Here is a 19,310-nt window from a genome sequence, read left to right as displayed (position 1 = left end):
TTAACCCCGTCCCATGCGGGACAGAGTGTTATCCGGTATTAGACCCCGTTTCCAGGGCTTGTCCCAGAGTGAAGGGCAGATTGCCCACGTGTTACTCACCCGTTCGCCACTAATCCACCCCGAAAGGCTTCATCGTTCGACTTGCATGTGTTAAGCACGCCGCCAGCGTTCGTCCTGAGCCAGGATCAAACTCTCCGTGAATGTTTACCCGTAATCGGGTGCACACATCACGAGAGCGGAACAACCGGTCGGAATAAGACCCGTTGTTCACAGCGTCCTCGCTGTGTATTGCCTGCCGCCACCCACAACGGGGCGGAACGACAGGACTTTCAAAGGAACCACCAACCTGCCGAAGCAGGCCGGGGTATCAACATATCTGGCGTTGACTTTTGGCACGCTGTTGAGTTCTCAAGGAACGGACGCTTCCTTCGGTCCCGTTTCACCGGGTCCCTCCGGGCGCTTCCCTTCGGTACTGCTCTGTTTCGCTGTCTTGCGTTTCCGACTCTATCAGACTCTTTTGTGTCCGATTCCCGGTCGAAGCGGGCCGTGCAGTTTCGCTTTCCAGGTTCTTCGCTTTCGCGTTTTCCCTTTCCGGCGAGTCCGACTTTACCAGACTCTTTTTCGTTCCGTTTCCGGTCCGAAGGTGATTTCTGGTGGCCTGCGGAAGGCCTTGCCTTTCGGCGGATCCGACTTTATCAGAAACCAGCGGAGTCAAAGAACAACCCGACAGAGTCGATAAAGGAGAATCATTCGGCTCGGCGGAGTTGACGAACACTCCTGCACGAGCGGGATAGAAGCTACGCGCTCATCTCGAACTTGTCCAGTCCGAGGCAACCGTTCAAATCTACCTCCCCACATCCACCGTGTCAACGGGTTTTGTGGGCGAGGAGGACACTAGCAGGTCAGCCCGGGTGAAAGCACATCGGCTGTCAGGCCGCGGTGGGGAGTTCGGCGCTGCGTTCGACCGCCGCGAGGTCCCCTGTGTCGCCGGCGCGGGCCGCACGGCCGCCGAGGATGTAGACATACGCGAGAAAGAGCAGCTCAGCGGCGATGCCGATGGCGATCCGGGCCCAGGTCGGGAGACCGGACGGGGTCACGAAGCCCTCGATGAGTCCGGAGACGAACAGGACCAGCGCCAGACCGATGGCCATGCCCAGAGCGGCGCGGCCCCGCTGAGCCAGGGCGGTCCTGCGTGACAGGGGGCCGGGATCGATCACGGTCCAGCCGAGGCGCAGTCCTGTGCCGGCGGCGACGAACACCGCGGTCAGTTCGAGCAGGCCGTGGGGAAGCACCAGGCCGAGGAAGACGTCGAGACGGCCCGCGGAGGACATGAGGCCTATGCCGACGCCGAGGTTGAGCATGTTGAGGAAGAGGATCCAGAGCACGGGTATACCGAGGAACGCCCCGAGGATCAGACACAGCGCCGCGGCCTGTGCGTTGTTCGTCCACACCTGTGCCGCGAACGAGGCCGCGGGGTGGCTGGAGTAGTAGGTCTCGTACTCCCCTCCCGGCCGGGTCATCGCGCGGAGGTCCTCCGGTGCGGCGATCGCGGCCTGAACGTCGGGGTGGGTGCCGATCCACCAGCCCAGCAGCGCCGCCACCAGCGTCGAGAGCACCGCCGTGGGGATCCACCAGTGACGCGAGCGGTAGACCGCGGCGGGGAAACCCGCGGTGAGGAACCGGGCGGCGTCCCGCCAGGACGCCTTCCGGGTGCCGGTCACCGTCGACCGGGCGCGGGCCACGAGCTGGGTGAGACGTCCCGTGAGGAGGGGATCGGGGCTGCTCGACTGGACCAGGGAGAGATGGGTCGCCGTGCGCTGGTAGAGGACGACGAGTTCGTCGGCTTCCGCGCCGGTGAGACGGCGCCCCCGGCGCAGGAGGTGTTCGAGGCGGTCCCACTCCGTGCGGTGGGCGGTGACGAAGACGTCGAGGTCCATGGGCGTCTGTTGCTCCAGGCATGGGTGCGTACGGGTCCGTACTACTGCGGCGCGCTGGCGGTCAGCTTGGCAGACTGTGCCCGGCTGGGGCAGAGAAGGTCGGCGAAGGGTGGGGCCCGATGAGTGAGCTGGTGACCGGGGACGCGGTCGTTCTGGGGTTGAGGCCCGCACGGTTGCCGAGCCGGGCGCTGGCCTCGGCGATCGATCTAGCGGTGACGTTCGTCGTCTTCATCCTGATATCGGTGGTACTGGGCATCGCTTCCGCCACGTTGGACGAGGCGGCGGTCGCGGCGATCGGGGTCGCTTCTTTCCTGCTGGTCCTGATCGGTGGGCCGGTCGCGGTGGAGACGCTGACTCATGGCCGGTCTCTGGGAAAGCTCGCGTGCGGGCTGCGTGTGGTGCGGGACGACGGCGGACCGATCCGGTTCCGGCACGCGCTCGTACGGGGGGCCATGGCGCTCGTCGAGATCCTCATGACCTTCGGCGCCCTGGCCTCGATCGCGTCCCTGGTGTCGGCGCGGGGCCGCCGGATCGGTGACGTGTTCGCCGGGACGCTGGTGATCCGGGAACGGGTCGCGGCCACGGGCCGGTCCGTCTCCGTGCCGCCTCCCCCGCCCTGGCTGGTCGGCCGGTTCGCGCAGCTGGATCTGTCGGCCGTGCCCGACGAACTCTGGCTCGGGATACGGCAGTACCTCACACGGATGCGGCAGCTGGATCCCGGTGTGGGGCGCTCGATCGCGGAACGGCTGGCCGGTGAGCTGGTCGCCCGGACGGGGGCCGCCGCGCCGCAGGGTGTTCCCGCGGCCGCGTTCCTGGCCGCGGTGGTTCATGAGCGGCAGACGCGGGACGCGCGGCGCGTGTTCGCCGGCCCGCGGGTCGAGGGGCCCCCTCCGTCCTGGCCCGTGGCCCCCGGGCTCCCCGGGCCCGTCGGATCGGGTGCGTCTGCCGGGTCGGGGGGCGTGGGGGGTGCCGCCGGTGGTCACGAGCGGCGGCGCGGGAGTGCCCCTTCGGGCGGGTTCGCCCCGCCCGGCTGAGGGTTGTCCGGCCTCTGTCAGGACGGCAGGTCCTGGTCGGCCCGGGTTTCGCCCTCGCGGGGTGAGGGGGGCGTGTCCAGGTGTTCGAGCTCGATGCCGGGTGCCGCGAGGACCACGTCACCGGCGATGTGGATCGCGTGCTGCTCCCCGGTGTCCAGGGCGCTGACCCGGTATTCGTCCACGATCAAGGGGCCGTTGTCAGTGGGGTGCGCTTCACTGTTCACCAGGGCCCAGGACTGGTCGACCGTCCTGGGTGCGAGCACCGGGTCCGTGAAGGTGACCACGCGGACGCGGGTCGCGGGGGAAGCGGGGGTGAGGCGCAGGAGTCGGGTGGTCGCGATGAGGAACGCGGGGGACATGGCGGCGAAGGTGTGGGCGCGGACGTTGCCTTCGGTGGCGTGGCGCCCGGTCGGATCGGTCCGGACCCAGGTGACGCCTTCCAGGGCGGCTCCCCGCACCTGCCAGCTCGCGGCGTGGAGTTCGAGGCGGATGGGCCGGCCCAGCTCGTCCAGGGCGAGGTCGACGGAGCCGAGGTGGTCTCCGGTGGGGGATGTGGTCTGGGAGACGTAGCGCCAGCCGGAGGGTCCCGGGGCGCAGTGGAAGTGTTCTTCGCCGAGGGGGGTGTGATCGTGAAGGTCGTGGAGCGAATACCTGCCGCGGGGCATGGGGTCCTTCGGGTTCCTCGGGTCGTGCGGGGGCGGTGACGGGCGCAGGCCCCCGGCACGGGGGTGCGGGGGCCTGCGGTTCCGATCTGCTGCTACGGGCTCTGTCGCCGCCCGGTGTCCGGGAAAGCCGTCTTCCCGGACAGCGCGGGGGCCGCGTCAGCGGCTCGCGGTGGGATCAGTAGCGGTAGTGGTCGGGCTTGTACGGGCCCTCCACCTCGACACCGATGTACGCGGCCTGCTCGGGGCGCAGGGTCGTGAGCTTGACGCCCAGGGCGTCGAGGTGGAGCCGGGCGACCTTCTCGTCCAGGTGCTTGGGCAGCACGTACACGTCGGTCGGGTAGTCCTCGGGCTTCGTGAACAGCTCGATCTGCGCGAGGGTCTGGTCCGCGAAGCTGTTGGACATCACGAAGGACGGGTGTCCGGTGGCGTTGCCCAGGTTGAGGAGGCGGCCCTCGGACAGGACGATGAGGACCTTGCCGTCGGGGAAGGTCCAGGTGTGGACCTGGGGCTTGACCTCGTCCTTGACGATGCCGTCGATCTTCGCGAGGCCGGCCATGTCGATCTCGTTGTCGAAGTGGCCGATGTTCCCGACGATCGCCTGGTGCTTCATCCGGGCCATGTCCTTGGCCATGATGATGTCCTTGTTGCCCGTCGTGGTGACGAAGATGTCCGCCTGCTCCACGACGTCGTCCAGCGTGGCGACCTGGTAGCCGTCCATCGCCGCCTGCAGCGCGCAGATCGGGTCGATCTCCGTGATGATCACCCGGGCGCCCTGGCCGCGCAGGGACTCCGCGCAGCCCTTGCCCACGTCGCCGTAGCCGAAGACGACGGCGGTCTTGCCGCCGATCAGGACGTCGGTGGCGCGGTTGATGCCGTCGATGAGGGAGTGGCGGCAGCCGTACTTGTTGTCGAACTTCGACTTGGTCACCGCGTCGTTCACGTTGATCGCGGGGAACAGGAGGGAACCGTCACGGTGCATCTCGTACAGGCGGTGCACGCCCGTCGTCGTCTCCTCGGTGACACCGCGGATCTCGGACGCGAGCTGGGTCCACTTCTGCGGGGCCTCGCCGAGGGTGCGGTTCAGCAGGGTGAGGATGTGGGCGTACTCCTCGCTGTCCGCGGTCGACGGGTCCGGGGCGGCGCCGGCCTTCTCGAACTCGACGCCCTTGTGGACGAGGAGGGTGGCGTCGCCACCGTCGTCCAGGATCATGTTCGGGCCGCCGGTGGGGGTGTTCGGCCAGGTCAACGCCTGCTCCGTGCACCACCAGTACTCCTCAAGCGTCTCGCCCTTCCAGGCGAAGACCGGGACGCCCGCGGGGGCTTCCGGAGTGCCGTTCGGGCCGACCGCGATGGCCGCGGCGGCGTGGTCCTGGGTGGAGAAGATGTTGCAGGAGGCCCAGCGGACCTCGGCGCCGAGGGCGACGAGGGTCTCGATGAGCACGGCGGTCTGCACGGTCATGTGCAGCGAACCGGTGATCCGGGCGCCGGCCAGCGGCTGGGCGGCGGCGAACTCCTTGCGGATCGACATCAGGCCGGGCATCTCGTGCTCGGCGAGCGTGATCTCCTTGCGCCCGAAGGGGGCGAGGGAGAGGTCGGCGACCTTGAAGTCCTGGCGGTTGGTGGCCGTCGTCATAACGGGCTGCTCCTCGTGATGGGTCGAGGGTGGGCTTTCTGGGCTGACTCTGCGGTCGGCGGGGCATACGAATGCCCGGACGTTCGCAGCGCAGTCCGTCGGAGGCCCTCTGTCCCTCGCCCGGCTCGCTCCCGCCAGCCGGTCGACCGCCATCAGCAGCGACGTCTGTTATCCGTATCCGAATCTACACCGAACGGCCCAGTGAGCCCCAGCCCGTTCGTGGAGAGGGGCGTGTGTGAGGGGTCACCGGGCCGATCGGGGCCGGTGTGCGGTGGGTCAGTGGCCGGATTCCTTCGAGGCCGGGCCCTCGCCCGTCCCGCCTGCAGTCGCCGGTGCCTCGGTGTCCTTGCCGGGGTTGGTTCCGGTCGCCGCGGCCAGCGCGTTGTAGATGTCCGGTTCCAGGTAGATGACCCGGGCGATCGGGCACGCCTCCCGGATGCGGTTCTCGGCGGCGTTGATGGCGGCGGCGACCTCGGCCGCGGTCTCGTCGTGCCGGACCGCGATCTTGGCGGCGACCAGCAGTTCCTCGGGGCCGAGGTGGAGGGTGCGCATGTGGATGATGCGGGTGACGGTCTCGCCGTCCACGACGGCAGCCTTGATCTTCTCGACGTCCTCGAGGCCGGCGGACTCGCCGAGCAGGAGCGACTTGGTCTCGACGGCCAGGACGATCGCGATGAGGATCAGCAGGATGCCGATGCAGAGGGTGCCGATGCCGTCCCAGACGCCGTTGCCGGTGCCGAGGGCGAGGCCGACGCCCGCGAGCGCCAGGATCAGACCGATGAGCGCGCCGAGGTCCTCCAGGAGGACGACCGGGAGCTCGGGCGCCTTGGAGCGGCGGACGAACTCGGTCCAGGTGCGGTCGCCGCGCGTCTGGTTGGACTCCTTGATCGCCGTACGGAAGGAGAAGATCTCCGCGATGATCGCGAAGACCAGAACCCCGACCGGCCAGTACCAGGCCTCGATCTCGTGCGGGTGCTTGATCTTCTCGTAGCCCTCGTAGACCGCGAACATGCCGCCGACCGAGAAGAGGACGATGGAGACGAGGAAGGCGTAGATGTAGCGTTCGCGCCCGTAGCCGAAGGGGTGTTGCGGGGTGGCTTCGCGCTTCGCCCTCTTGCCGCCGAGCAGCAGGAGTCCCTGGTTGCCCGAGTCGGCGAGCGAGTGGACGCTCTCCGCGAGCATCGACGAGGAACCACTGAAGAGGAACGCTACGAATTTGGCCACGGCGATCGAGAGATTGGCGGCGAGTGCCGCCACGATCGCCTTGGTTCCGCCTGACGCGCTCATGAGTGCGTGGTGTCCCTTCGTCGGTGCGCGGCGTGTGCCGTCGCGGTGAGGCGGCACATTGTTGCAGCCGCCCGGACGGCCGTGGGTCAGGCCGCCACGGTGGCCCGGAAGAGTGTGCCCGGTCCCGTTGCCTCGACACGCTCGTCGGCCGGGACGTATGCCGACTCCCCCGGCCCCAGGGCGATTTCGCCGACCGTGACCGTGCCCGCCGTGCAGAGCAGGATCTGGGGGGTGGGGGCGGTCAGGTCGGTGGGGGCCGCGCCGGACGCGAGGGTGTAGCGGGACAGGGCGAACTCGTCGGCGGGGGTCTCGTAGAGCTCCTCGCCGGACGGGGCCGCCTCCGGGCGCAGCACGCCGGGCTCGGTGGCCTCGAACCGTACGACGCGCAGGAGTTCGGGGACGTCGATGTGCTTGGGGGTCAGGCCGCAGCGCAGCACGTTGTCGGAGTTGGCCATGATCTCGACGCCGAGGCCGTCGAGATAGGCGTGGGGGACGCCCGCGCCGAGGAACAGGGCCTCACCGGGCTGGAGTTGTACGTGGTTCAGCAGCATCGCGGCCAGTACCCCGGGGTCGCCGGGGAAGTGGTGGGCGATGCGGGCGTACGGGGCGTGGGGGCCGCCGAGGCGCTCGGCTGCGGCGGCCGTCTCCGCCACGGTGTCGGCCATCTCCGCCGGGTCCGCGCCGAGGATGGCCGTGAGCACCTCGCGGAGGGCCGCCTCCTCGGGGTGGGCGCGCAGGAGGTCCACGTACGGCTTGAGGGAGTCGACTCCCAGCGCCTCCATCGCGTCCGCCGCCTCATTGGGGACGCGGAAGCCGCACAGCCCGTCGAAGGGGGTGAGGGCGCAGATGAGTTCGGGTTTGTGGTTGGCGTCCTTGTACGTGCGGTGCGGGGCGTCGATCGGGATGCCCCGGGCCTCCTCGTCGGCGTAGCCCTCGCGGGCCTGGTCCAGATCCGGGTGGACCTGGACGGAGAGGGGGGCGCCGGCGGCGAGAAGCTTCAGGAGGAAGGGGAGGCGGGGGCCGAACCGGGCGACCGTGGGCGCGCCGAGTTCCCCTTCCGGGTCGGCGTCGACGGCCTCGGTGAGGGTCAGTTCCGCATCGCCGGACGCGGTGGCGCGGGTGATGCGCGAGGGTGCTCCGGGGTGGGCCCCCATCCACATCTCGGCCTGCGGTTCGCCGGTGGGCGCGATGCCGAGCAGGGCGGGAATGGCCGTGGTGGACCCCCAGGCGTAGGGGCGCACGGTGTTCGACAGCCGGTCCATGGAGTCGTCCTCGGGTGGGGCGGAACGGGTGAGTGTGGCACCAGGGGTACCAGTGTTACGTGAGGCTCTGGCGTCGCGGGGGTGGCCGGGGGGTGACGCGGTCCCCGGGAGGGGAAGGGGTGGGCCCCGGGCTTCCTGGGTTCCCGGCCTTCCTGGGTTCCCGGCCTTCCGGGCTTCCCGGCTTTCCTGGGTCCCGGGCTTCCCGGCTTTCCTGGCTTCCGGGCTTTCCTGGGTTCCCGGCTTTCCTGGGTTCCCGGCTTTCGTGGTGGTTCCTGGACTTCCTGCTCTCGTGGGCTTCCCCGGGTGCGTGGGCTGCCCGCGTTCCCGGGTCTCCGGGCTCCCGCGTTCCCGGGCCTCCGGTCCCCGGGTCTCCGTCGGCTCCCCATGTTTCCTCGGGGAGGTTCCCCGGGCTCCGGAGCCCCGGGGCCGCGGTCCTCGTGCGTGGTGTTCTCGGGTGTTTCCGTCAGGGTTGGGGCGCCGAGGCCAGGGACAGGTACACCGCCGTGAAGTCGGTGATCGCGAGCAGCTCGGCCACGGCCTCCAGTGCGCTGCCCTCCTCCGGCTCCAGCTCGCTCACGGGAGTGTCGTGGCCGAGGGCCAGCTCCCGGGCCGCCGGGTAGGCGCTGAGGCCTCCCGTCGGGCGGTCCCGGAGCAGGACGACCCGGGCCCTCAGCGTCTCGCCCTCGTCGACCCGGTCGCGGAAGAAGTCGTCGGGGTCCGCGCCCGCCGCGAAGTCACCGGCGAGGAGCGTGCCGTGCGAGGGCAGCGCCTCGGGTAGTTCCGCGGCCAGGGCGGGGCGGCCGGCCAGCTCGGACAGTACGGCGGCGAAGCGGCGTCCCACCGGACCCGCTGCGTCGCCCTCCGTCCACAGCAGCGGCAGGCTGTCGGCGAGCTCGGCGGCGAGTGTCTTGGCCGGGTTGCTGTAGGTGGCGACGGCCGGGCCGCAGCGTTCCGCGGTGCTGTCCAGGCGGTCCGCCGCCTTTTGCAGGTCCTCGGGGGTCGCGGTCACCAGGCCGACCCGGTCGAGGAGCGCCAGCAGGGGGGTGAGCAGGGCCCACAGCGTGCCGGGCCCGGCGGCGGAGGTCTCCGCGTCGTACTCGCCGTGCGGGGCGGCGGCCATCGGGACGACCAGGCCGTGCACCCCGTCGACCGCCTCGCGCAGCGGTGAGCGGGTGGGGGCGACGGCGACGACGGTGCAGCCGCGGCGGTAGGCCTGCTCGGCGAGCAGGGCGAGGCCCGGTTCGGAGCCGTCGGCGGTCGCGATGAGGAGCAGGTCCACGGATCCGGCCCAGCCGGGCAGCGCCCAGCGGAGGGCGCCGGGGGCCGCGGCCACCCCCGTGGGGTGGATGCGCACGACGGGTGCGGCGGCGCCCGCCAGTGCGCCGATCAGGTCGGCGACCCCGGAGGCGGCGGTGCCGGGGCCCGCCACGAGGACGGCTCGCGGCCGGCCCTCCGGGGTCAGGCCGCCGATGCCGGCCTCGGCGGCGTGCCGGGCGGCGGTACGGACCCGGGCGCCCGCCTCGGCGGCGCCGCGCAGCAGATCGCGGCGGTCGGCTCGGGCCAGGGCTTCCGGGGCGTCGAGCAGTGACTCGTCGAGCATATCGGTGGGCCTCCGATCACCGGGTGGGGTGGGGGCTGCGGCTGCGGGGCCGGGCCTCCGGAGCGGGCGCGGCGGGGAACGGTGCGGCCGACCCCGGTCGGGCCCGGCCGTCGTGCGCTGCCGGGGCCGCCCCGTGTGGTCCGCGTCGTCCTGCCCGTACGCGTGGTCGCTCGCGGTCAGGCGGGGCGGCGCGCCTCGTCGACGAGGAGGACCGGGATGCCGTCCCGGACCGGGTAGGCCAGGCCGCAGTCGTCGCCCGTGCAGACCAGCTCGGGGCTGTCGGCAGCCGAGCGGTCGTCGAGCGGGGAGTGGCAGGCCGGGCAGGCCAGGATCTCCAGGAGGCCGGCTTCGAGCGCCATGGGGTGAGTCCCTTCGAGCATGCGAGTCCCGATCCGCGTGGATCAGGCGTCGTCAGCCTACCGCCGGGGTGGAGGGGGCGCGGCCTGGCCCGGGGGGAGTAAACGGGGGATGGCGTGGGGTCCGGGTGGGCGGGGGACCCGGCGTGGGGGCGGCGCCCGCGGCGGGCTTCTCCCCTGCCCGCCCCTTCCCGTGACCGGGGCTCCGCCCCGGACCCCGCTCCTCGAACGCCGGAGGGGCGGGAAGAAGCCCGGTCCGGCGGGAAGAAGCCCGAAAGGGCCGGGTCACCCCCGGATCAGGCCCAGGACCTCGTCCCGTACGGCCGCCATCGTCTTCTCGTCCTTCGCCTCGACGTTCAGGCGCAGGAGCGGTTCCGTGTTCGAGGCGCGGAGGTTGAACCACCAGTCGGCGGCCGTGACGGTGAGGCCGTCCAGGTCGTCGAAGGTGATGCCGTCGCGGGCTCCGTAGACCTTCCTGATGGTGGTCAGGCTGGCGGTCTGGTCGGCGACGGTGGAGTTGATCTCGCCGGAGCCGCTGTACCGGTCGTACTCGGCGACCAGTTCGGAGAGCGGCTTCTGCTGGCCGCCGAGTGCGGCGAGTACGTGGAGGGCGGCGAGCATGCCCGTGTCGGCGTTCCAGAAGTCGCGGAAGTAGTAGTGCGCCGAGTGCTCGCCGCCGAAGATCGCACCGTGCTCCGCCATCTCCGTCTTGATGAAGGAGTGGCCGACGCGGGTGCGGACCGGGGTGCCGCCGTTCTCGCGGACCACCTCGGGGACGGAGGAGGAGGTGATCAGGTTGTGGATGACGATGCCCTCGCCGCCGTTGCGGGCCAGCTCGCGGGCGGCGACCAGGGCCGTGATCGCGGAGGGGGAGACGCCCGCGCCCCGCTCGTCGACGACGAAGCAGCGGTCCGCGTCGCCGTCGAAGGCGAGGCCGAGGTCGGCGCCCTCGGCGAGGACGCGGGCCTGGAGGTCGACGATGTTCTTCGGGTCGAGGGGGTTGGCCTCGTGGTTGGGGAAGGTGCCGTCCAGCTCGAAGTACATCGGTACGAGGTCGAGCGGGAGGCCTCCGAAGACGGTGGGGACCGTGTGGCCGCCCATGCCGTTGCCCGCGTCGACCACGACCTTCAGGGGGCGGATCGCGGTCAGGTCGACGAGGCCGAGGAGGTGTGCGGCGTAGTCGGTGAGGGTGTCGCGTTCGGTGATCGTGCCGGGGGCGGTGGCGGGCGCGGGCTGCGGGGCGCCGTCCGACCACTGCTCGACCAGGGTGCGGATCTCGGCGAGGCCGGTGTCCTGGCCGACCGGGGCGGCGCCCGCCCGGCACATCTTGATGCCGTTGTACCGCGCCGGGTTGTGCGAGGCCGTGAACATCGCCCCGGGGAGGCCGAGGGCCCCCGACGCGTAGTACAGCTGGTCCGTGGAGCAGAGGCCGATGAGCGTGACGTCCGCGCCCCGGGCCGCCGCGCCGCGGGCGAACGCGCCGGCGAGCTCCGGTGACGTGGGGCGCATGTCGTGGCCGATCACGATCGCGTCGGCGGCGGTGACCTGGACGAACGCGGCTCCGAAGAGTTCGGCCAGCGACGCGTCCCACTGGTCGGGCACCACTCCGCGCACGTCGTACGCCTTGACGAGCTGCGACAGATCAGCAACCACGGCCGGTCCTCCTGGGGTCTTTGCGGAGCGCCCAAACTACCCGGCCGGGCAGAGCCCCAGGCGTCGGCCTCAGGAGTCCGGTGAGCGCAGCACTCTCAGGTGGCCCCGGCGGGCCACTTCCACCGAGTCGGCGGCGCGTGGTCCCCGGCCCCCGGCGTCCGTGCCCCGGTCGGGCGGGCGTGCCGCTTCGCGGACCGCGTTGGCGAGTGCTTCGAGGTCGTCGCCGCTGGGGTGCGCGGGTGCGGAGCCGTCGGAGAGCCGCACCACTTCCCAGCCCCGTGGCGCGGTGAGCCGCTCACTGTGTTCGGCGCACAGGTCGTAACAGTGGGGCTCGGCGTAGGTGGCGAGCGGGCCGAGGACCGCAGTCGAATCGGCATAGACGTACGTCAGTGTCGCGACGGCAGGGCGGCCGCACGCGGTGCGCGAACAGCGACGTACAGGGCTCACGATGTTGGACGGTACCGCACTCTTGAGCGGGCTGCGACGACTCCCCCTCGGGTCACCCCACCGTGTCGCCCCGTGACCTGCGGCACGGCGGTGTTCGGGGCGGCTACCCTGACCTGCGCCGCGGCGGGGGTCCGGCGCCCGCGCGGTGGTCGTGGCGGTCGTGGGCGGGGGTGGATCACGGCGTCGGGCGCGGGGGTGATGATCGGATTACGGGCCTGAAAAGGGCTCAACCTTGGCCGAAATGTTCAACTGTGGACATCCGGAGGCGGGACGAGCTCCTCTCCGAAAGGCCCGGTCGGCCGCGTCGGCTCACCGATCACGCCGGTCTCCGGAGCGTTACGCTGCGTCGGTGATGGACAGCTCCGTACCTCCCCACCCGTTCGAGCCGCGGCCCCGGCGTCGTGATCGTCATGGCCGCGGTATGCGCGGGCCGGTCGCCCCGCCGCAGGTGCCGCTGTCGGCCAGCCGGGGGGAGACCTTCCGTGATCTGGTCCAGGACTCGGTGGAACGGCTGGAGCGGCGCTGGCCCCAGCTGGCCGAGGTCGACTTCGTCGTCCTCGATGTGCCCGGCACTCCCGAGGAGGTCGTTCCGCTCGGCAGCGCCGTGTCCGCGGAGAAGGGGCGGCCCGCGCAGATCGTCGTCTACCGGCGGCCCGTGGAGATCCGCACCAAGAGCCGCGACGAGCGCGCCCTGCTCGTGCACGAGGTCGTCGTCGAGCAGGTGGCCGAGCTGCTGGGGCTGGCGCCCGAGTCGGTCGACCCCCGGTACGGGCAGGACTGAGGGCCGCCCCTCTCCGGAGCAGACCACCGGAGCGGCCCGGCGTGCAGCCCTCTGGAGCGGCTCGGCCGGACAGCTCTCCGGAGCGGGCCCCGTCGAGCAGCCCCCGGGGTGAGCCCTCGGGGGCCGCTCGGGCTTCGGCGGCCAGCTCGCCCTCAGTCGTCGAGGACCGAGAGGTCCTGCCGGGCCGACGGGACCTCGACCGTGCCCCGGTCGTCGGGGAGCGTCTGCACGGTGAACATCTGGACGCCGCCCTCGGTGCGCGCCAGGGTGCGCGACGCGTGGACCGGACCGCCCGAGGTCGTCTCGACGGTCAGCGCGTAGGCGCCCTTGAGGCCCTCCGGGGCCTTCGGGGTGACGGCGAGGGTCGTGCCGGCCTTGACCGTGTACGTCTCCACGGCCGGTTCGCCGCCGCCGCTGCCCGCCGACGCGGTGACCTTCACCTCGGCCGCGGCGCCCGGCGCGGTCAGGGACAGCGTGGAGCCCTCGGCCCGGTTGTCCGGGACGCTCGCCCGTGCGCCGACGGGTGCGGTGGCCGGGATGTAGGCGATCTCCTGCTTGTCGCCCTTGCCGCGGACCACACGCAGGGCGGCCACGATCGGGGTCGGCCGGCCCTTCTGGACGGGGCTCAGCCGCAGGGAGCCCGGCTCGCCCCGGGTGACGTCCTTGAGGTCGACGGCCGCCGTCATGGAGGACTTGATGTGCAGGGTGGCGTTCCCGGCCGGGGAGAAGGCCGCGTTCTTCCCCAGCAGCTGGATCTTCACGTCGGCGTCGTCCTCGCCCGGTGCGAACGCCACCAGCTGTACGGAGGTGGCATCGGCCGGGATGCCGGGGAGCACGAGCGTGCCGTCGGGGTCGTCGGACGCGGTGATCCAGTCGCTGCCGGCCTGGTCGTCGGCGCTCAGGACGACCGCGCCGATCCGGCCCGAGCGGGTGGTGACATGGGCGGTCAGCTGGTCGACCGCCTCGGCGGTGAGGGTGGACAGCAGAACGGCGACGCTGGAGCGGGCGGGCACGGTGATGCCGTCGCCGACCTCCGACTTGAGCGCGCCCTCGGGGCCGTACAGCTCGATGTCGGCGACGGCGGCGGAGTCCTCGGGGTTGGTGAGGTGGAGGTAGTCCTGGCGGGACTTCGCGGTGCTCGCGCCCGGGAACCAGAAGTCCGTGTCGGGGGCGGTGCAGGTGACCCCGAGGAGCCCGCGGGCTCCGCCGACGGTGACCTCGGTGGTCTGCTGGGCGACCCAGCCGGGGGCGAGTGTGCCGGTGGCCGTGCCGACGAGGGCCGGGGCGTCGGATCCGTCGGCCTCGGCGACGACCGGGGTTCCGGGCTGCTTCACGGCGAGGACCGGCTTGTCGGCCTTCTCCTTCGCCTTCTTCGCCGCCTCCTCGGCCTTCTTGACCTTCTTGGGGTCGGTCTCGTCCTCGTCGTCCACGACCGGCAGGGCCGGCTTCAGCTCGGCGGTGCCCTCGGCGTCGCCGCCCTCGCCGGCGGGGGTGAACGCGGTGTACCGCGTCTCCGCGAGGTCGGAGTCGCTGGGCCGCGGGCAGACCAGGCTGGAGCGCTCGACCGGCAGCAGCGTGGCGGACTTCGTCCCGGTGTCCGCCGGGGCTCCGGGCGCGGTGATCGTGGCGAAGCCGGTGATGGCGGCCAGGACGGCCGCGCCCGCGATCAGGGACAGGTGGGTGGACTTCACTCGGAATCGCCTCGCGATGCGTTACCGGTCTGCCACGGGGCCTGGCCCGGGGCCGGGGGGTCGGTCTGTTCGCCGTTCTCGGCGGGGTGCCGGTCGGGCCGGGACTGCTGGGCGGGGTCGGTGTAGGGCTGCTGCTGGTACGGCCCGCCGACGTACTGGCCGTACTCGTCGTACGCGCCCCGGTCGGTGTACGGCGCCTGGTCGGCGTACGGGGCCTGCCCGGCGTAGGCGCCCTGGTCGTTGTAGGTGCCCGGGTCGCCGTACTGCTGTGGGTACGGGGCCTGGGTCTCGTAGCCCTGGTAGCCGGCGCCCTGCTGCTGCTGTTGCTGTTGCTGTTGCTGTTGCTGGGCGTACGGGTCCGGCTGGTACGTCGCGTAGTAGTCGGCGCCCTGCTGCTGCCCGCCGTCCCACTGCGCGTACTCGCCGTACTGCTGCCGCGGGACCGCCGCGTAACCGCCGGTGGCTTCCTGCGGGTCGTGCGCCGGGGGATGCGCGGCGTACGGGTCGGCGGACTGCTGCGCGGGGATGTACTCCCCCGGGGCCGCGGCCGGGTCCGGGGCGTGCGCGGGATCGCGGTCGTCGGGGTGACCGTCGTCCCCGGGCCCCCCCGGCTTCTCCGGCGTCCCCGGCTCGCCCGGCTTCCCGACCTCGTCCGCCGCCTCGGCCTGGGCCGCGGCGCGCAGTCGGCGGGCGCGACGGCCCTCTCCGTCGACCGGCTCGGCGGCGACGGAGGGCGACGCCTCCTCGGGCAGGTCGTCGTCGATCTCCCTGCGGCGGCCCGGCAGGGCCATGACCACCAGGACGAGGAGCAGTCCGGTCTGCGCCCAGATCCACGCGGTGTGCGTGATCGGGGCGTCGAAAGTGACGTCCAGGCGGCCGCCCGACGCGGGCAGTTCGAAGCCCTGGGCCCAGCCGTCGACCGTCTTGCGGGTCAGCGGCCTGCCGTCCAGGGTCGCCGTCCAGCCCGGGTCGGCGGCGTCCGCGATCCGCAGCACCCGGCCCTCTTCGCCGGACGGGATCTCGGAGTGGGCCTCCACGGCGGCCGAGCCGACCGGGAGGTGCTCGCCCTCGCCGGAAGCCGGGGTGATCATGATGCGGGCGACCTGGCGGTCCACCCGCCACAGGGCGCTGCCGTCGAGCTGGCTGAGTCGGCTGAGCCCGGGCGTCGAGTCGAGGACCCGGCTCATCTCGCGCGGCGCTCCGTCCCGGACGAGGACGTAGCGGATGGCGAAGCCGCCGAGCTGGCCGCCCTGGTCGGCGCCGGAGCCGGCGACGAGGTTGGCGACGACCTTGTCGAGGTGGCTGTTGCTGCCGCCGGCCTCGGTGAGTTCGCCGTCGCCGAGGCGGGCGCCCGAGCCGCGGACCAGGCTGTACTCCACGGACCCGGGCGAGCTGCCGCCGAGGACGAGGGTGCGGGGCTGGTCGCGGGTGGTGCTCTCCTCCGCCACGAAGGCGGGCACCTGGACGGGGTCGCGCCGCTCCAGGGGTCCGTCCGCGCCGCCGATCATCCAGCCGAACGCGGCCAGGACCGGGGCGAGTCCGGCGGCCAGCGCGATCAGCGCGGCGACGGGCTGGCGCCAGCCGAAGCTCTGCTCGGCGACCCGGATGCGGGCCCCGTCCGCGCCCACCAGCGCGGCGGCGATCAGGGCGGCGCCGTAGACGAGGGTGGCGGGTCCGGCCCAGGTGGAGCCGTTGGCGACGGCGGCGAAGAGGAAGCCGACGAGCGCGGCCGCCCAGGCGGTGCGGACGGCGAACTGCCGCTCCCCGCGCAGCAGGGCGGCGAGCGCCGCCAGCACGATGCCGAGGAGCAGGACGCCGCCCGTCACCCCGGGGCCGCCGGGGCTGATGCCGAGCAGGTCGAGGCCCGACGCCGTTCCCGTACCGATGTCCAGGCCCGCTTCGGTCAGGAGCGCGGACGGGTTCGCCAGGAGGGTGAGCGACCAGGGGGCGAGGACCAGCACCGGGGTGCCGACGGCGGCGACGAAGCGGAGTCCGTACGCCGTGATGTCGCCGCGCCGCAGCGCGAGGACGCCGAGCCCGAGGACGACGGCGAGCGGCCAGACGATCGGGGTGAACGCCATGGTGACGGTCAGCAGCAGCGTGTACGCCCAGGTGGCGCGCCAGCTGCCGCGCTCACCGGCCGCGCTGTCGGCGCGCAGCCCGTGGGCGGCGACTCCGGCGCGGGCGATCAGCGGGAGGAGGACGAGGAGGACGGCGGTGCCGAGGCGGCCGGTGGCCAGGGCGCCGGTCGCGGCGGGCAGGAAGGCGTACGCGACGCTCGCCCAGGCCCGCAGCAGCCGCGAGGGCAGCAGCGGACGGGAGGCGAAGTAGGCGGTGAGCCCGGCCAGGGGGATCGAGCAGACCAGCAGCACGCTGACGGCGAGGCCGGTCGAGCCGAGGAAGAGGGCCGACAGGGCGGCGAGCAGCGCGAGGTAGGGCGGGGCGGTCTGGGTGCCGCCGGTGCCGACGGTGTGCCAGGCGTCCGCGTACTGCCCCCAGAGCGCGCCGACCTCGGCCGGGGCGGGCAGCAGGGTGCCTCCCGCCAGTACGCCGCCGCTGAGGAGGTTGCGTCCGGCGATGAGGGAGACGACCAGGAGCAGGGTGAAGAGGATGGGCCCCGGTTTGCGGCCGATGCGCTTGAGGCGGGCGAACTGGTCGACTTCGAGGAAGTCGGCGTCGTCGCCGCCGGGCCCGGATTCGACGGCTCCGTGCCGTGACCCGCCCGAGTCGGCGTCGCTGCGTCCGCCGAAGTTGCCCGCGACCTGGTCGACGGTGGCCCGGACGGTCGCGCCCGGCGGCGGGAACAGGGCGCGCAGCTCGGCGGCGTCGACGGCGCCCTTGCCGCGGTCGCGGCGGGCGGCGAGGATGCGGCCGGGGCGCAGCAGGGTGCCGAGCAGCCCGGTGACCTCGTCGAGCGCCTGCCCCGGCACCTTGCCGACGAGGTAGGCGAGGGTGCGCAGGAGGGTGCCGACGACGAGCCGGAGCAGGACCCAGGGCAGGGCTTTGCCGCGGGCGTTGACGAGCATCGTGTAGACCGCGCCCGCCTTGTCGACGCGGTGCGGGCTGGCGAGGGAGCGGCCGGCGCAGTCGATGGGGCGGCGTTCGCGGGCGGAGGCCTCGGCGTGCCGCAGGACGGCGTCCGGGGCGACGAGGACCCGGTGGCCGGCCAGGTGGGCGCGCCAGCACAGGTCGACGTCGTCGCGCATCAGGGGGAGCCTGCGGTCGAAGCCGCCGAGCTCCTCGTAGACGTCGCGGCGGATGAGCATGCCGGCGGAGGAGACGGACAGGACGGTACGGACCTGGTCGTGCTGGCCCTGGTCCTGCTCGCGGCGGTCCAGCCCTGTCCAGCGGCGTCCGCTGTTGGCGATGGAGACGCCGACTTCGAGGAGCTGCTTGCGGTCGTACCAGCCGCGCAGTTTGGGGCCGACGATCGTGGCGTGCTTGTCGGTGTCGACGACGCGCAGCATCTCGGCGAGCGCGTCCGGCTCGGGCGCGCAGTCGTCGTGCAGCAGCCAGAGCCACTGGACCGGTTCGCCGTGGGGGAGCTCGGGGAGGTCGTAGTTCTCGTCGACCCAGCTGCGGGTGGCCGGGTCCCAGCCGCCGGGCCGCTTGAGGTACGGCAGGTCCTCGGGGGTCAGGACTCCGGCCGTGCGGGCCGCCTCGTCGACGGCGGTGCCGAAGCTCGTACGGCGTGCGAGGTGCAGGACGCGTTCGTCGCCGAGCGCCTCGGTGACCAGCCGGGCCGAGTCGTCGGCGCTGCCGGTGTCGGCGGCGACGACGTTCTGTACGGGGCGTTCCTGCCCGAGGAGTCCGGCCAGCACGTCGGGCAGCCAGCGGGCGCCGTCGTGGGAGACGAGCACGGCGGTGACGACGTGCCGGGGGAACTCTGGGGCGGCGGCGGCCGCGTTCGGCGCCGCCGAGTGGCTGTGCACGGACATCGAGGTACGGGCCCTCCGGCCGGGTCCGGGGGCGTCCCCGGGGGCTGCATCGGTGTACACGCGCGCGCCGTCGGGGCGTTGGCGCGTCTCGGACGGGGCCCCACACTAACGGTACGGACAGGTGGCGGGGGTCGGAGCCGGTGAAGGGGGCGGGCGCGGACGTGCTGACGGCCCGTCCGCCGAGCCCCGGGGAAGGGGGCGGCGGACGGGCCGTCGGGGGTGGCCGAGCGGGTCCGGGGCCTGCCGGGGAACCGGAGGAGCCGGGGCCTGCCGGACAGGCGTCGCGGCCTCGGCCGGAGGCGCGGGGCGCGGGGGAAGTGGAGTACCGGGAGTGAGGGGTGGGGGTGGGGGTGAAATGGGGGTGGGGTGTGCGGGGGTGCGGTCGGGTGCGGGTCGCTCTGCGGCTGCTCGCGAGAGCGGCGGCGCCCCGTGGTCGTTCGGGGTGCGCCGGGGCCCGGTGGGGGCCCAGGGGTGCGCCGGGGCCCGGCGGGGAAACCCGGGGTGCGCCCGCTCCGGTGGGGCGTGTTCGGGGTGCGCCCGGGGGCGGGTCCGGTCCGGGGCGGTTCGGGGTGCGCCCGGGAGCGGGTCCGGTCCGGGTGTGGTGCGGGATGCGCCCGGGGTCTCTCCGGATGCGGTGGTGCGGTGGTGCGGTGGTCGACGCGCCCTGTGGCGCGGCCGGCCGGGGGTGGGCGTCAGATGGCGGCCTTCTTGAGGCGTCGCCGTTCCCGCTCGGAGAGCCCGCCCCAGATGCCGAAGCGTTCGTCGTTGGAGAGGGCGTACTCAAGGCATTCCGAGCGCACCTCGCAGGCGAGGCAGACCTTCTTGGCCTCGCGGGTGGATCCGCCCTTTTCGGGAAAGAAGGACTCGGGATCGGTCTGGGCGCACAGTGCGCGCTCCTGCCAGCCGAGTTCCTCGTCCGCGTCCTCGACCAGCAGTTGCTGGAACAGCTCGGTCATGTGCGCCCCTCGTCTGTCTCTTGCGTCCCGTGATGCAGCCGTTTGCGGCTGAACGACACGAGTGAAATTA

Annotated in this window: 14 protein-coding genes and 1 rRNA gene (1 of these 15 cut by a window edge); 2 read left to right on the top strand and 13 right to left on the bottom strand. The window is 72.5% G+C overall.

Features of this window, described 5'->3' with window-relative positions:
• Positions 1-201, bottom strand: a 16S ribosomal RNA gene (locus DTB53_RS03120) (it extends 1,325 nt beyond the left edge of the window).
• Positions 202-929: 728 nt separating this feature from the next.
• The gene (locus DTB53_RS03110) at positions 930-1,937 is read right to left on the bottom strand and encodes a stage II sporulation protein M (protein ID WP_012380662.1); all 1,008 of its coding nucleotides are present in this window, start codon (positions 1,935-1,937) and stop codon (positions 930-932) included.
• Between the two features lie 119 nt (positions 1,938-2,056).
• Between DTB53_RS03110 and DTB53_RS03105 the strand changes: the two genes are divergently transcribed.
• Positions 2,057-2,971 (top strand): RDD family protein, encoded by a 915-nt coding sequence (locus DTB53_RS03105; protein ID WP_012380661.1) that lies wholly within the window; start codon positions 2,057-2,059, stop codon positions 2,969-2,971.
• A gap of 17 nt (positions 2,972-2,988) precedes the next feature.
• On the opposite strand, the gene DTB53_RS03100 is transcribed toward DTB53_RS03105, so the two are convergent.
• From DTB53_RS03100 to DTB53_RS03065, 8 genes are all read right to left on the bottom strand, one after another.
• Positions 2,989-3,636 carry a hypothetical protein gene (locus tag DTB53_RS03100; protein ID WP_012380660.1) on the bottom strand — a complete coding sequence of 216 codons (648 nt, stop codon included), beginning with the start codon at positions 3,634-3,636 and terminating at the stop codon, positions 2,989-2,991.
• Positions 3,637-3,811: 175 nt separating this feature from the next.
• Positions 3,812-5,269 carry an adenosylhomocysteinase gene (gene ahcY / locus DTB53_RS03095; protein ID WP_003968738.1) on the bottom strand — a complete coding sequence of 486 codons (1,458 nt, stop codon included), beginning with the start codon at positions 5,267-5,269 and terminating at the stop codon, positions 3,812-3,814.
• Between the two features lie 276 nt (positions 5,270-5,545).
• Positions 5,546-6,556 (bottom strand): cation diffusion facilitator family transporter, encoded by a 1,011-nt coding sequence (locus tag DTB53_RS03090; RefSeq protein WP_012380659.1) that lies wholly within the window; start codon positions 6,554-6,556, stop codon positions 5,546-5,548.
• Between the two features lie 86 nt (positions 6,557-6,642).
• The gene (manA, locus tag DTB53_RS03085) at positions 6,643-7,818 is read right to left on the bottom strand and encodes a mannose-6-phosphate isomerase, class I (RefSeq protein ID WP_003968736.1); all 1,176 of its coding nucleotides are present in this window, start codon (positions 7,816-7,818) and stop codon (positions 6,643-6,645) included.
• A 463-nt stretch (positions 7,819-8,281) separates the two neighbouring features.
• A complete protein-coding gene (locus DTB53_RS03080) occupies positions 8,282-9,418 on the bottom strand; it encodes an SIS domain-containing protein (RefSeq protein WP_012380658.1) in 1,137 nt (378 codons plus the stop codon).
• A gap of 176 nt (positions 9,419-9,594) precedes the next feature.
• A complete protein-coding gene (locus tag DTB53_RS03075; protein ID WP_003968734.1) occupies positions 9,595-9,777 on the bottom strand; it encodes a Trm112 family protein in 183 nt (60 codons plus the stop codon).
• Positions 9,778-10,059: 282 nt separating this feature from the next.
• Positions 10,060-11,427 carry a phosphomannomutase/phosphoglucomutase gene (locus DTB53_RS03070; RefSeq protein WP_012380657.1) on the bottom strand — a complete coding sequence of 456 codons (1,368 nt, stop codon included), beginning with the start codon at positions 11,425-11,427 and terminating at the stop codon, positions 10,060-10,062.
• 69 nt (positions 11,428-11,496) lie between these two features.
• Positions 11,497-11,874 carry a DUF3499 domain-containing protein gene (locus DTB53_RS03065; protein ID WP_012380656.1) on the bottom strand — a complete coding sequence of 126 codons (378 nt, stop codon included), beginning with the start codon at positions 11,872-11,874 and terminating at the stop codon, positions 11,497-11,499.
• Between the two features lie 352 nt (positions 11,875-12,226).
• On the opposite strand from DTB53_RS03065, the gene DTB53_RS03060 reads away from it, so the two are divergent.
• Positions 12,227-12,655, top strand: a complete 429-nt coding sequence (locus DTB53_RS03060; RefSeq protein WP_075265990.1) for a metallopeptidase family protein — start codon at positions 12,227-12,229, stop codon at positions 12,653-12,655.
• A 152-nt stretch (positions 12,656-12,807) separates the two neighbouring features.
• On the opposite strand, the gene DTB53_RS03055 is transcribed toward DTB53_RS03060, so the two are convergent.
• The 3 genes from DTB53_RS03055 to DTB53_RS03045 form a co-directional block, all read right to left on the bottom strand.
• Positions 12,808-14,346: a DUF5719 family protein gene (locus DTB53_RS03055; RefSeq protein ID WP_012380655.1), complete on the bottom strand. Its 1,539-nt coding sequence runs from the start codon at positions 14,344-14,346 to the stop codon at positions 12,808-12,810.
• On the bottom strand, positions 14,343-18,284 hold the full coding sequence (locus DTB53_RS03050; protein WP_012380654.1) for a glycosyltransferase: 3,942 nt from the start codon (positions 18,282-18,284) through the stop codon (positions 14,343-14,345). Before DTB53_RS03050 ends, DTB53_RS03055 begins: the two co-directional genes overlap by 4 nt.
• Positions 18,285-18,976: 692 nt before the next feature.
• Positions 18,977-19,240 (bottom strand): WhiB family transcriptional regulator, encoded by a 264-nt coding sequence (locus DTB53_RS03045; protein WP_003968728.1) that lies wholly within the window; start codon positions 19,238-19,240, stop codon positions 18,977-18,979.
• Between the last annotated feature and the right edge of the window lie 70 nt (positions 19,241-19,310).

Origin of the sequence: Streptomyces griseus (assembly GCF_900460065.1) — a bacterium.
GTDB classification, from domain to species: Bacteria; Actinomycetota; Actinomycetes; order Streptomycetales; family Streptomycetaceae; genus Streptomyces; species Streptomyces griseus.
The sequence above is the reverse complement of the archived record's forward strand: the minus strand, read 5'-3'. Positions and strand labels throughout refer to the sequence as shown.